This window comes from Roseomonas nitratireducens, assembly GCF_017813355.1.
Lineage (GTDB): Bacteria > Pseudomonadota > Alphaproteobacteria > Acetobacterales > Acetobacteraceae > Neoroseomonas > Neoroseomonas nitratireducens.
The window spans coordinates 152216-164559 of record NZ_JAGIYZ010000001.1 but is presented as its reverse complement, the minus strand read 5'-3'; the positions used below and the strand labels follow the sequence as shown (position 1 = coordinate 164559).

11 protein-coding genes are annotated in these 12344 nt (G+C 74.3%); 6 read left to right on the top strand and 5 right to left on the bottom strand.

Annotation, left to right across the window (positions count from 1 at the left end; translation table 11 throughout):
* Positions 1-6 precede the first annotated feature (6 nt).
* On the top strand, positions 7-1818 hold the full coding sequence (mutL, locus tag J5Y09_RS00685) for a DNA mismatch repair endonuclease MutL (RefSeq protein WP_209349787.1): 1812 nt from the start codon (positions 7-9) through the stop codon (positions 1816-1818).
* A 369-nt stretch (positions 1819-2187) separates the two neighbouring features.
* Here mutL and rsmD read toward each other — a convergent pair whose 3' ends face one another.
* The 4 genes from rsmD to J5Y09_RS00665 form a co-directional block, all read right to left on the bottom strand.
* A complete protein-coding gene (gene rsmD, locus J5Y09_RS00680) occupies positions 2188-2754 on the bottom strand; it encodes a 16S rRNA (guanine(966)-N(2))-methyltransferase RsmD (protein WP_209349786.1) in 567 nt (188 codons plus the stop codon).
* Positions 2755-2924: 170 nt separating this feature from the next.
* Entirely contained in the window at positions 2925-3809 is an 885-nt protein-coding gene (locus J5Y09_RS00675; protein ID WP_209349785.1) for a pseudouridine synthase, read from the bottom strand.
* Positions 3806-4519: a gamma-glutamyl-gamma-aminobutyrate hydrolase family protein gene (locus J5Y09_RS00670; RefSeq protein ID WP_209349784.1), complete on the bottom strand. Its 714-nt coding sequence runs from the start codon at positions 4517-4519 to the stop codon at positions 3806-3808. The genes J5Y09_RS00675 and J5Y09_RS00670 overlap by 4 nt, the downstream gene beginning before the upstream one ends.
* A gap of 118 nt (positions 4520-4637) precedes the next feature.
* Complete coding sequence (locus tag J5Y09_RS00665) at positions 4638-4949, bottom strand: hypothetical protein (RefSeq protein ID WP_209349783.1); 312 nt, start codon at positions 4947-4949, stop codon at positions 4638-4640.
* 160 nt (positions 4950-5109) lie between these two features.
* On the opposite strand from J5Y09_RS00665, the gene J5Y09_RS00660 reads away from it, so the two are divergent.
* From J5Y09_RS00660 to J5Y09_RS00645, 4 genes are all read left to right on the top strand, one after another.
* The gene (locus J5Y09_RS00660; RefSeq protein WP_209349782.1) at positions 5110-8001 is read left to right on the top strand and encodes an N-6 DNA methylase; all 2892 of its coding nucleotides are present in this window, start codon (positions 5110-5112) and stop codon (positions 7999-8001) included.
* Between the two features lie 143 nt (positions 8002-8144).
* Positions 8145-8723, top strand: a complete 579-nt coding sequence (locus tag J5Y09_RS00655; RefSeq protein WP_209349781.1) for a transposase — start codon at positions 8145-8147, stop codon at positions 8721-8723.
* Between the two features lie 223 nt (positions 8724-8946).
* On the top strand, positions 8947-9387 hold the full coding sequence (locus J5Y09_RS00650) for a nucleoside deaminase (RefSeq protein ID WP_209349780.1): 441 nt from the start codon (positions 8947-8949) through the stop codon (positions 9385-9387).
* A gap of 55 nt (positions 9388-9442) precedes the next feature.
* On the top strand, positions 9443-9832 hold the full coding sequence (locus tag J5Y09_RS00645; RefSeq protein WP_209349779.1) for a DUF4214 domain-containing protein: 390 nt from the start codon (positions 9443-9445) through the stop codon (positions 9830-9832).
* 31 nt (positions 9833-9863) lie between these two features.
* Here J5Y09_RS00645 and J5Y09_RS00640 read toward each other — a convergent pair whose 3' ends face one another.
* Entirely contained in the window at positions 9864-11099 is a 1236-nt protein-coding gene (locus tag J5Y09_RS00640) for a type VI secretion system contractile sheath domain-containing protein (RefSeq protein WP_209349778.1), read from the bottom strand.
* A 73-nt stretch (positions 11100-11172) separates the two neighbouring features.
* Between J5Y09_RS00640 and J5Y09_RS00635 the strand changes: the two genes are divergently transcribed.
* The gene (locus J5Y09_RS00635) at positions 11173-12333 is read left to right on the top strand and encodes an MFS transporter (protein ID WP_209349777.1); all 1161 of its coding nucleotides are present in this window, start codon (positions 11173-11175) and stop codon (positions 12331-12333) included.
* Positions 12334-12344 lie beyond the last annotated feature (11 nt).

Below are 12344 nucleotides of genomic sequence, written 5' to 3'. Positions count from 1 at the left end.
CGCCCCATGGATTCGCTGCCCCCGGCCGGGCCGCCCCCGCGCATCCGCCGCCTGCCCGAGACCACCGCCAACCGCATCGCCGCCGGCGAGGTGGTGGAGCGGCCGGCCGCCGCGGTGAAGGAGATGGTGGAGAACGCGCTCGATGCCGGCGCGCGCCGCATCGCCGTCACGCTCGAAGGCGGCGGCATGGACCGCATCCTGGTCGAGGACGACGGAAGCGGCATGGGCCCCGAGGATCTCGCCCTGGCCGTCGAGCGCCACGCGACATCCAAGCTGCCCGAGGAAGCGACGCTGTTCCGCATCGCCACCCTCGGCTTCCGGGGGGAGGCGCTGCCCTCGATCGGCGCCGTCGCGCGCCTTTCCATCACCTCCCGCCCCGCCGGCGGCGACGCGCACCGCATCGCGGTGGAAGGCGGCCGCGTCTCCGACGTGGCACCCGCCTCCGGCGCGCCGGGCACGCGCGTCGAGGTCCGCGACCTGTTCTTCGCCACCCCCGCGCGGCGGAAATTCCTGCGCCATCCGCGCGCCGAGGCCGAGCACGCGATCGACGCGGTGCGCCGCCTCGCCCTCGCCTGGCCCGGCGTCGCCTTCCGCGTCGAGACGGATGGCCGCGAGGCGCTGAACCTGCCCGCCGCGGATTGGGAGACGCGGATCCGCCAGATCCTCGGCCCCGACTTCGCCGCCGCCGCGGTGCCGGTCGAGGCGGTGACGACGGTGCTCGACCTGCGTGGCCTCGCCGCCCTGCCGTCCCACACGCGCGCGACCGGCGCGGCGCAGCACCTGGTGGTGAACAGCCGCCCCGTGCGCGACCCGCTGCTGCGCGTGGCGCTGCGCGTCGCGTATCGCGACGTGATCGAGGCCGGGCGCCATCCCGCCGCCGCGCTGTTCCTCGACATCCCGCCCGAGAGCGTGGACGTGAACGTCCACCCGATGAAGACCGAGCTGCGCTTCCGCGACGGGGAGCAGGTGAAGTCCGCGCTGATCTCCGCGCTGCGCCGCGCGCTGTCGGTCGGCGCCGGCGCGGCCGTGGCGGTGCCCTCCCTGCCGCCGGCGATGCGCGCGACGGGCTTCGCCGAGGCGTCGCTGTCGCTTGCCCCGCCGCCGGGCGCGCCGATGGTGCAGCGCGCGCTCGGCCTCGCGGCGCCGCCGCCCGCGCCGCGCGCGATGTTCGAGGAACGCGCGACCCCGGGGCAGCCAGCGGCGCGGGAAGTGGTGGCGGAGCGCGCGCCGGAGGCCCATCCGCTCGGCCGCGCCGTGGCGCAGATCCTCGACACCTATATCGTCGCCGAAGCCGCCGACGGCGCGCTGCTGCTGGTGGACCAGCACGCCGCGCATGAACGCCTGACGCATGAGGCCCTGTCCGCGCAGCTGGTCGAAGGCGGCGTGCGCGCCCAGCCATTGCTGCTGCCCGCCGTCGTCGACCTTCCGGCCGGCGATGCGGAACGGCTGGTCGGCGCGGCGGACCTGCTCGCGCGGCTCGGGCTCGAGATCGAGGGCTTCGGCGCCGGCGCGGTGCTGGTGCGCGCGCTGCCCGCGTTGCTGGGCGCGCCCGACCCCGCGCCGCTGCTGAAGGATCTGGCGGAACAGCTCGCCGAGACCGACGACGCCGCGGCGCTGCGCGACCGGCTGGATGCCGCCGTCGCGCGGATCGCCTGCCACGGCAGCATCCGCGCCGGACGGCGGCTGCGGCCGGAGGAGATGGACGCGCTGCTGCGCCAGATGGAAGCGACGCCGCGCGCGGCGACCTGCAGCCATGGCCGGCCGACGGTGCTGCGCCTGGACGCGGCGGCGCTGGAGCGGATGTTCGGGCGGAGGTGAGGGGGAAGGCTTCGTTTGCCTCAGGCGCCGGCGCGGAGATTTCCTTGCCTCATGCGCCGGCGCGGCCGTCCGGCCGCTTGGCTTGCGCGCCGTGCGCTGGTGCGCGGGGCGACGCGGGCAGGCTGGGCGCGGTCGGGCTTCGCCCTCGCGGATCGACGCTGCGCCTCGATCCGATCGTGTCGTGCGTGAGGGGAGTCTTCGTCGACCTCAGGCGCCGGCGCGGCCGTCCGGCCGCTTGGCTTGTGCGCCGTGCGCTGGTGCGCGGGGCGCCGCGGGCAGGTTGGGCGCGGTCGGGCTTCGCCCTCGCGGATCGAGGCGCCGCCTCGATCCGTTTCGCTTGGCCTGAACGCGCGGCTCCGCAGGCGTGCCTCAGCACACCACCCCCGGCGCGCGCAGCACGCGCAGGGTCGCGGCGCCATGGCTGCGTTCGGCGAGTTCCTCGTAGCCCGGCATCGCCAGCGCCTCCCCCGCCCCCGTCTCGGCGACGATGAGCGCGGCGGGCGCGATCCAGCCCGCGGCCTCCAGCGCCGCGACGGCGCGCGGCACCAGCCCCTGCCCGTAGGGCGGGTCGAGGAACACCAGCCCGCACGGCACCATCGCCCGCGGCACGCGCGCGATGTCCATCGCCAGCACCGCGCTGTGCGAATCCTCCCGGCACGCGGCGATGTTGGCGCGCAGCGCGGCGAGCGCGGCGGCGTCCTTCTCCACGAAGGTCACGTGGTCGGCGCCGCGCGACAGCGCCTCCAGCCCCAGCGCGCCGGTGCCGGCGAAGCCGTCCAGCACCAGCTGGTCCTGGATCGCCATCCGCCCGCCCCAGGGCGCGTGCCACAGCATGTCGAACAGCGCCTGGCGCACGCGGTCGGCGGTCGGGCGCGTGGCGTCGCCGGCCGGTGCGATCAGCTTCCGGCCGCGATGTCGCCCGGCGATGATGCGCATGGCCTATGCCCTCAGACGCCGGGCGCCGCGCATCCGCGCGGCTTGGCTTCGCGCCGTGCGCTGTTGCGCCGACGCACGATGGCGGGCTGGGCGCGGTCGCGCTTCGCGCTCGCGGATCGAGGCATCGCCTCGATCCGTGGGCCGGTGCTCCTTGTGCCGGGCGCCGCGCATCACTCGTCGCGGCCGCGGCGCTCGCGGCCGCGCACCGCGCGGCGCGGGCCGCTGCCGGCGTTGCGCGCGCGCGGCGGGCGGCGCGGGCCTTCGGGCGGCGGCTCGACCATCGGCGCCTGCGCCACCTCCCGCAGCCGCTTCGGCGCATCGAGGCCCAGCTGGTCCCGCAGCACCTTCGCGTTCACTTCCTCCACCGCGCCGCGCGGCAGCACGCCCAGCTGGAACGGGCCATAGGCGGTGCGGATCAGCCGCGTCACCTCAAGCCCCAGATGCGCCATGACGCGGCGGATCTCGCGGTTCTTGCCCTCCCGGATCGAGACGGTCAGCCAGGCATTCGTCCCCTGCCGCGCATCGAGCCCGGCCTCGATCGGGCCGTACTGCACGCCCTCGATCGCGACACCCTGCGCGAGCCGCGCCAGCGCCGCCTCCTCCACCCGCCCATGCACGCGCACGCGGTAGCGGCGCAGCCAGCCGTTGGACGGCAGTTCCAGCTTGCGCGCGAGCGCGCCGTCATTCGTCAGCAGCAGCAACCCCTCGCTCGTCAGGTCGAGCCGCCCGACGCTGACCAGCCGCGGCAGGCCGGGCGGCAGCTTCTCGAACACCGTCGGCCGGCCTTCCGGGTCGCGATGCGTCGTCACCAGCCCCGCGGGCTTGTGGTAGCGGAACAGCCGCGTGCGCTCCGCCGCCGCGACGGGCTTGTCGTCCACCGTCACATGGTCGCCGGGCGTGATGAAGGTGGCCGGCGTCTCCACCACCTTGCCGCCGAGCTTCACGCGGCCCTCGGCGATCATCTTCTCGGCATCGCGGCGGGATGCGACGCCGGCGCGCGCCAGCCACTTCGCGATGCGCTCGCCGCGCCTGGTGTCGTCCGAATCCTCGGTCACCGGCAGGCCTCCACGAAGGCGGAAAAGATCGCCGGGTCGCGCGGATCGACCGCGTATTCCGGATGCCACTGCACGCCGAGCGCGAAGCGATGGCCCGGATGCTCCACGCCTTCCACCACGCCATCGGGTGCGACGGCATTCACCAGCGCGCCATCGCCCGCCGTCGCCACCGCCTGGTGATGCGCGGAATTCACGCGCATCGGCGCCGTCCCGACGATGCGCGCCAGCAGCGTGCCCGGCGCGATCGCCACCTCATGCCCCGGCTCGGTCCGCGGGTTGGGCTGCTCGTGCGCCAGGGCGCCCGCGACAGCGTCCGGGATGTGCTGGATCAGCGTGCCGCCGAAGGCGACCGCGAGCAGCTGCTGCCCGCCGCAGATGCCGAGCACGGGCTTGTCGGCGGCCAGCGCCGCGCGCACCGCCGCCATCTCGAAATCCGTCCGGCCGGGCTTGAGCGTGACCTTGGGATGCGGCGCGCCGCCGCCCCACAGCGCGGGATCGACATCGAAGGCGCCGCCGGTCACCAGCAGCCCGTCGAGTTCCGCCATGTAGGCCGCGGCCAGCGCCGGTTCGTGCGGCAGCGCCACCGGCAGCCCGCCGGCCGCCACGACGGCGGAGAAGTAGTTCTGGCGCAGCGCGTACCAGGGCAGCTTCGACCAGCCGCCGGCAGGCTCCGAATCCAGGGTCACGCCGATGATGGGTCGCGCACGCATGGGTTGACCTAGCCTTGCGGCGCGCGCCGCGTCCAGGGCGGGGGCCGTTAGGGCCGCGCAACCGGAGGGCTCTGCCCTCCGGACCGCCCGCCGAGGGCCGAAAGGCCCTCGGAACCCATCACTCGGGCTCGGTCTCCAGGGCGTAGAGGCGGTCCAGCTCGGCGGCGAAGGCGGCGCGCAGCGCGGCGCCCTCGGCCTCGGGCAAGTGGCCGGCCAGGCCGTCGAAACGCAGTTCCGCGACGGCGGCCTGGGTGTAGTCCGCCCAGGGCAGGCGCGCGGCGCCACGCGCCAAGGCAAGCATCGCATCGAGGTCGCGCCGGGCAAGGTCCAGCAGGTCGCGGTCGTCCGGGTCAGCGGGCAACGTCGCGACCTCCGCCGCGTCAGCGACGGCGAAGAGGTCTGGCTGGCGATCCTGGGCACGCGCGTCCATGCCGCATTCCTAGACTTGTGATCCGAGTCGCCGCCAGACGCCGTTGCGCGAGCGACACGCCTCCCGACATGTTGTTGCGATGTCGGAACTTTGGCGCCGGGAACGCCTGCCGGAACTCGTCGCCCACCTTGCCCAAAGGCCGGGTCACGAGCCGATCCGCGTGGCGCTTACCGAAATCCTCACCCAGGGCCTCGGCTGCTCCTATGCCGCGGTCACGCATGAAACGCGGCTTCCGGAAGTTGCGGGCCGCGCCGACGCGCTGTTCGGCTCGACCGTCTTCGAATTCAAGTCGGACCTGCGGCGCGAACAACAGGACGTGATCCGCCGCCTGCCAGACTACCTGCGCGAACGGGAAAGCCGCACGGGGCGACGCTTCCTCGGCATCGCGACGGACGGCGCGACCTTCCAGGCGCACGAGCTCCGCGACGACGGCATGAAGATGCTGCTGGAACACCGGACCAACCCGGCGGCACCCGACGCCCTGCTCGCCTGGCTCGCGCCCGCCGTGGCGGACCGCGACGACCTTCCGCCGGAGCCGGTCACCGTCGCGCGCGAACTCGGCCGGGACAGCCTGACCTACCGCCGCGCACTCGGCACGCTGGAAACCCTGTGGTCGGCGCTCGCCGACCATCCCGAGGTGAAGCTGAAGCGCGACCTCTGGAACGGCCTGCTGCGGGAAGTCTATGGCGCGGCGGTCGGGGACGACGCGCTGTTCCTCCAGCACACCTACCTGACCATCCTCGCCAAGACGCTCGCGGCGCGCGTGCTGCATGTGGAGGAGGAATCGCCGCACGCGCTGCTCAGCGGCGCCGCGCTCGTCCAGAACGGCATCATCGGCGCCGTCGAAAGCGACTTCTTCGACTGGGTGCTGCAGGATTCCCGCGGTGCGGACCTCGTCACCCGCATCGCGCGGCAGGCCGGGCGCTTCCGGCTGCGCGACGCGCAGGTGGACCTGCTCAAGGCGCTGTACGAAAGCCTGATCGACCCAGACCAGCGCCACGACCTGGGCGAATACTACACCCCCGACTGGCTCGCGGCGAAGGTGGTGCGGGAAGCGGTGACGGACCCGCTGCGCCAGCGCGTGCTCGACCCCGCCTGCGGGTCCGGCACCTTCCTGTTCCACGCCATCCGCCGGCTGCTGGCCGAGGCCCGGAAGAAGCGCATGGCACCGGCGGACGCTGTCGCGCTCTGCGCCGAGAAGGTGCGCGGCGTCGATGTCCACCCGGTCGCGGTCATCATCGCGCGCGTCACCTGGCTGCTGGCGCTGGGCAAGTCCATCACGCAGCGGCCGGCGACGCTGCACGTGCCGGTCTTCCTCGGCGACGCCATGCAATGGAACCTGCGCGAGGTCGCCGACACGCGGGACGTGGTGGTGCCGGTGCCGGACTCGCCGCCGCTGCACGTTCCGGCCGGCCTCGCCGAGGACCAGTCGCTGTTCGAACCCGCGCTGCTCGCCATCCAGGAAGGGCTGGCGCAGGAGGCGACGCCGGCGCGCATCGAGCGCGACCTGTCCCGCCTGCCTGGAGTCCGCGACCAGGATGCGCGGGCGATGGCGGAAACCTTCGCCCAGTTGCAGACGCTCTATCGCGCGGGACGCGACGGCATCTGGCCCTATGTGTTCCGCAACCTCGTCCGTCCGCTCTGGCTCTCCCGCCCCGAGCAGCGGGCCGATGTGCTGCTCGGCAACCCGCCCTGGGTCGCCTATCGGCACCTGTCGGCCGAGATGCAGGCGCGGCTGAAATCCGCGAGCCAGCGCATGCGGCTCTGGGTCGGCGGGGTGCTGAGCACGCAGCAGGATCTGTGCGCCCTGTTCCTCGCGCGCGCCGTGCGGCTTTACCTTCGCCAGGGTGGGCGCTTCGCGGTGGTGATGCCCTATGCCGCCCTGAACCGTCCCGCCTATGCCGGGCTGCGCGCGGGGGATTGGCGGGACGCGCAGGGGCGCATCACCGCCGCCTGGAGCCTGGACGAGACGGTCCAGCCGCTGTTCCCGGTACCGGCGAGTGTGCTGTTCGGCGAACGCGCGCCGCAGGTGCCGCCGCCCGCGACGGTGCTGCGCTTCAGCGGCAGCCTGCCAAGGCGGGATGCGACGGCGGCGGAAGCGGCGAAGGCGCTGGCAATCGGGGAGGAGCAATGGCCGCCAGGGCCGACGCTGCTCGCGGCAAGCCCCTATCGCGCGCGGTTCAAGCAGGGCGCGACCATCGTTCCGCGCCGCTTCTTCGCCGTGCATCGTGTCGCGGCGGGACGTCTCGCCTCGGCGGCGGCGCCGACTGTGGAAGGCAAGGTCGGGCCGCAGGACAAGAAACCGTGGAAGGACATCGAGCCGCCGCGCGGGCCTGTGGAGAAGGAGTTCCTTCGCCCCATGCTGCTCGGAGAGAGCCTTGCGCCGTTCCGCCTGCTACAGCCGCAACTCACGGTCATTCCGCTTGAAGGGGGCCATCTTCTCGACTCGGCGGCGGCACGATCGGCTGGCTATCGCAATCTGTCGGCTTGGCTAAGCGACGTCGAGTACAAGTGGGCAACGCATGCGGCCAAGGCGGTCGATGGCCGGCCGCGCATGACGCTCACTGCTTCACTCGACCACATGCGAAAGCTCACGGCGCAGTTTCCAGCTTCGCGTACGCGCGTTCTCTACGCTGCGTCCGGCACACTGATGGCGGCAGTCGTCGTCACGGACACTTCTGCGATTGTCGAGCACAAAGCCTATTGGGCCCCCGCTCGTTCGCTCGCGGAAGCGCGCTATCTCACCGCCATCCTCAACAGCGAGCATCTCCGCGCCGCCATCGCGCCGATGCAGTCGCGTGGCCAGGGTGGGGCGCGGGACTTCGACAACCTGATGTGGGAACTCCCCATCCCGCTCTACGACTCCAAGAATTCGCTGCATCAGGATCTCGCCGCGCTGGCGGCCGAGGCGGAGCGTGTCGCAGCCGCCGTGCCGCTGGAACCCGGCGCCCACTTCACCGTCCACCGCAAGGCGATCCGCGCCGCCCTTGCCGGGAGCGGCGTCGCCACCCGCCTCGACGACCTCGTCGCCCGCCTTCTCGCGAGTGCCTGACCGACCGCAGGGGCCCGGGGAGGCCGCGCTTCCCCGGCGGGGGTCCGGGGGCGGCGCCCCCGGGGCAACCTTCTCATCTTGACAAAAAGGAAAATAATCCTCTACGCTCCGCCCCTTTCCCCCGCCGCCGGAGCCCCCCTCTCATGCGTCGCCACCGTCCCCGCCCCCGCCCCTGGTCCAACCTGACCGAGGAGGAATACGCCGCCCTCCTCCCTTTCGTGCGGAACACGGGTGCCGGCCGGCCGGTGGTGGACCTGCGCGGGAAGCTCGATGCCATCTTCCGGATCGCCACGACGGACATCCCCTGGTCGCGGGTTTCCACGGACCATGGTCCTACCTCCACCATCCATCGCCTGTTCCGCCGCTGGGCCCATGCGGGGGTCTGGTCGCGGTTGCTTCGGGAATCCGCCCGCCGGCGGGCGGCGCGGGCCATCCGCCGCATGCAGTCCTGGATCGCCGCAGTGTTCCGCCGCTGCCATCGGTTGCTGGGCCTCGCCGCGGTCATCCTCGCGCGGCGCCTGCGCATCCATCGGGCGCTGCCCGGCCCGTCCTGGTACTTCCCCGATCCGGATTTGTCCGAAACGCTGGTGGCGGTGCTGCGGGACGCGTCGAGGCATCCCGGCGACGCGCGGTGGGAGGAGATCGCCGGCCTGGCGGTCCGCCTGTTGCGCAACACGACCCGCCGCCGCCCCATCCCTCGTTGCCTGGTCCCGGTCGGCTGATGGCGTGGGCGGATGAATCGCAGGGGTCCGGGGAGGCCGCGCCTCCCCGGCGGGGGGCCGGGGGCAGCGCCCCCGGACGCAACGTGCGCGAGGCCGCGCCTCCCCGGCGGGGGCCCGGGGGCGGCGCCCCCGGACGCAGCGCGCGCGAGGCCGCGCCTCCCCGGCGAGCGGCGCCCCCGGAACCCTTGCCGCGTGTGCCCGCCCCTGCCATGCGTCCACGCCCATGACCCCGATCGAGATCGCGCTCGAGGAAGCCCGCGCCGCCGCCTTGCGGGGGGAGGTTCCGGTGGGTGCCGTCCTCACCGCCCCGGACGGCACCGTGCTGGCCCGCGCGGGCAACGAGGTGGAGGCGCGCCGCGACGCCGCCGCGCATGCGGAGATGCTGGTGCTGCGCGACGCCGCCGCGCGGCTGGGCTCGCCGCGGCTGGTCGGCTGCACCCTGACCGTCACGCTGGAACCCTGCCCGATGTGCGCGCAGGCGGCGTCCTTCTTCCGGGTCGCGCGGGTCGTCTTCGGCGCCTACGACCCGAAGGGCGGGGGCGTGGACCATGGCGCGCGGATCTTCGCCGCCCCGTCCTGCCACCATGTGCCGGAGGTGGTGGGCGGGGTGCGGGAAGCCGAATGCGCCGCGCTGCTGAAGGATTTCTTCAGTGCCCGGCGTTGATTTTCGTTCCGTTATCGTGATTGATCCGTCCGCGACGGGCGGAGGCGCGGGGCGCATGCGGGAGATCGACGGTGCCGACCTGATGGGCGGCAGCGACCATGAGTTCGTGGTGAACCTCTACACGGTCATCCTGAACCGCTGGCCGGACGAGGATGGCTACCGGCATCACCTCGGCCGGATCGAGAACAAGCCGGAAATGCGCCGCCGCGTGATCGAGGACGTGGCCGGCAGCCCCGAGGCGCGGAACCTCGGCGTGGTGCTGACCTTCCGGGGGGAGGAACCGGCGGCGCCTTCCGATGGCGCGGGGGACCTGGTCGCGACGCTGTCGCGGCTGCGGGACGGGCTGGGCGGGATGGATCCGCCGGCGCTGGCCGATGCGCAGCGCCTGCTGGCGGAAACGGTGGCGGCGGTGGGGATGGAGCTGGCCGCGCGGGTGGCGCGGTAGGGCTGCGCGCCGGCTGGCCCGGCCCCGGGGGTCAGGGCAGCGCCATCACCAGCTTGTGCGCGACGGATGGCGTCCCCTGCGGCAGATGCGGCCGCAGCCGGATCGCCAGGTGATGCACCCCCGGCTGGCCCTGCGCCGCGGGAAGTTCGGCGCGGGCCTCGGCGAGCGGCGCCTCGGGGCCGACCAGCGTCGCGAGCCAGGCGTTCAGCGCCGCCTCCGCCGCGCGCACGCCGCGCCCGGCGCGCAGTTCGTCCCGCGCGCGGAGCGCGGCGCCGTGCAGGATTCGCCCGACCGCCAGCACCCAGGGCAGCCGCGCGGCGAGTGCGGCATCCTGGTTCGCCGCCGCCGCCTGGAAGCGCGGCGGGCGATGGAGCGTGGGCGCCATGCGCAGCACCGCGCTGTCCGCCCCGCGCGGGACCAGCAGCGTGAGGCCGAGCGTGGCGAGCGCCACCTCCTGCCCATCCGCCGGGTCGCATTCGGTGGGCACGCGGCCGATCGGCGGCAGGCCGGGCTCGGTGCCGTCCTCCCGCCCCTCGATCGCCGCGCCCCAGCCTTCGCGGGCGAAGGATGCGGCGATGCGCGCGGCGACCACCCAGCCGCCGCCGGTGAAGCGCGGCGCGCCTTCCCCGCCGCGGGCGAGCACGCGCGGGGCAACCAGGGCGAGGAAGCGTGCCTCCTCGCTCTCCCGCAGCGACCGCCAGGGAATGTGGCGCGGGCCTTCGTGGATGCGGGCGAGGCCGCCGGCCGCCGGCAGCGCGCCCCAGTCGGGCAGGTCGAGCAGCGCGGGCGCGGCATGCGCGACCACGGGCACGAAGGCGCCGGCGCCGGCGGCGGCCAGGCCGCGCAGCGCGAGGATGTCGTCGGGCTCCGCCCCGAATTCGAGATCGGCGAGCAGCAGGCCGAAGGGTTCACCGCCGCCCAGGCCCTCATGCCAGAGAAGGGTGCAGAGGTCGCTGTCCTCAGGGTCCTGGACCGCGCGCTGGTCGCGCACGGCCTCCCGCTTCGTCAGCGGCATCAGCTTCACCACCAGCGGCCCGTCGTGCGGCGCGGTGGCGAGGCGGTGCAGCGACCGCCAGGCGGCCTCCAGCGCCACGAAGCGCGGATGGTTGCGGATCGCCGATTGCAGCAGCGCGATGGCGGTCTCGACCTTGGCGAGCGCCGCGGCCTCGGCGCCGGCGGCCAAAGGTGCGGCGGCGCGCTGCGTGTCCTCGGTCGCGGCGAGGATCGCGGCGAGCGGGTCGTCCGCGCCATCCTGTGTGTCGGGCATCTCGGCACCTCCATCGCCAGCCTATGCCGAAAGCGGGGGCGGCGTCTTGACGCGGCGGCGGGGGCGGCGACGTATGGGGCGCTTGCGCCCGGACCTTGCCCTTCTTCCCCTGCTCGCCGCGGCCGGCTTCGCCGCCGGCGGAGGGATGCGGCTGATGGACCCGCTGCTGCCGCTGCTGGCGGCGGATTTCGGCGTGGGGGTCGCGGCGCTCGCGCCGGTGGTGGCGGGGTTCAGCCTGGCCTATGGGGCGGGGCAGCTTGTGACCGGGCCGCTCGGCGACCGGTTCGGCAAGGTGCGCGTCGCCTCGCTGGCGCTGGTGCTCTACGGGTTGGGGCTCGCGGTGTCGGCGCTGGCCTGGGATGCGGGGTCGATGGCGCTGCTGCGCACGGCGACGGGGCTGGTCGCGGGCGCGGTCATTCCGCTCGCCATCGCCTGGATCGGCGACGCGGTGCCCTATGCGGAACGTCAGGCGACGATCGGGCGGTTCCTGACCGGCATGGTCATGGCGCAGCTGCTGGTCGGGCCGCTGTCGGGGATCGTCGCGGAGCTCGCGGGGTGGCGGGCGTCCTTCCTGCTGCTGGCCGCGCTCGCGCTCGGCGTCGGGCTGCTGCTGGTGCGGCGCGCGCCGGCGGAGGCGCCGTCAGGGAAGGTGCGGGGGCTGGGGCTTTCGCAATACGGGGTGCTGCTGCGCGCCCCGGCGGGGCGGCGGCTGATGGGGGCCGCGGCGCTGGATGGCGCGGCGCTGTTCGGCGGCGCCTTCCCCTTCATCGGCGCCTACCTGATCGAGCGCTTCGCGCTGTCCCCCGCGCAGGCGGGGCTGGTGGTGGCGGGCTTCGGGCTCGGCGCCTTCGCCTATACGCGATCGGCGAAGAGGCTGGTCGCGCGGCTGGGCGAACGCGGCCTGGTCGCGGCGGGTGGGGCGATGCTGGTGCTCGCGCTGCTCGGCATGGCGGTGGCGCCGAGCTGGTGGGTGGTCGCGCTGATGCAGCTGCCCTGCGGCATGGCCTTCTACATGTTCCACGGCGTGCTGCAGGCCCGCGCGACCGAGGCGCTGCCCGAGGCGCGGGCGACCGCGGTGTCCGCCTTCGCGATGGCGCTGTTCCTCGGGCAGAGCGTGGGGGCGCTGGCCTTCGGCGCGGTGCTGCACGCGGTGGGCTACGGCGCGGTCTTCGCCGGGGCGGCGCTGCTGACGGCGGGGCTCGCGGCGTGGGTGGCGCGGATGCCACTGCGATGAGGCGCGGCGGC

Excerpts from the sequence above, each read along its gene's own strand:
- mutL (WP_209349787.1), top strand. The coding sequence starts at position 7 with ATGGATTCGCTGCCCCCGGCCGGGCCGCCCCCGCGCATCCGCCGCCTG.
- rsmD (WP_209349786.1), bottom strand. The coding sequence starts at position 2,754 with ATGCGCATCATCGCCGGGCGACATCGCGGCCGGAAGCTGATCGCACCG.
- J5Y09_RS00670 (WP_209349784.1), bottom strand. The coding sequence starts at position 4,519 with ATGCGTGCGCGACCCATCATCGGCGTGACCCTGGATTCGGAGCCTGCC.
- J5Y09_RS00665 (WP_209349783.1), bottom strand. The coding sequence starts at position 4,949 with ATGGACGCGCGTGCCCAGGATCGCCAGCCAGACCTCTTCGCCGTCGCT.
- J5Y09_RS00655 (WP_209349781.1), top strand. The coding sequence starts at position 8,145 with ATGCGTCGCCACCGTCCCCGCCCCCGCCCCTGGTCCAACCTGACCGAG.
- J5Y09_RS00650 (WP_209349780.1), top strand. The coding sequence starts at position 8,947 with ATGACCCCGATCGAGATCGCGCTCGAGGAAGCCCGCGCCGCCGCCTTG.
- J5Y09_RS00645 (WP_209349779.1), top strand. The coding sequence starts at position 9,443 with ATGCGGGAGATCGACGGTGCCGACCTGATGGGCGGCAGCGACCATGAG.
- J5Y09_RS00640 (WP_209349778.1), bottom strand. The coding sequence starts at position 11,099 with ATGCCCGACACACAGGATGGCGCGGACGACCCGCTCGCCGCGATCCTC.
- J5Y09_RS00635 (WP_209349777.1), top strand. The coding sequence starts at position 11,173 with ATGGGGCGCTTGCGCCCGGACCTTGCCCTTCTTCCCCTGCTCGCCGCG.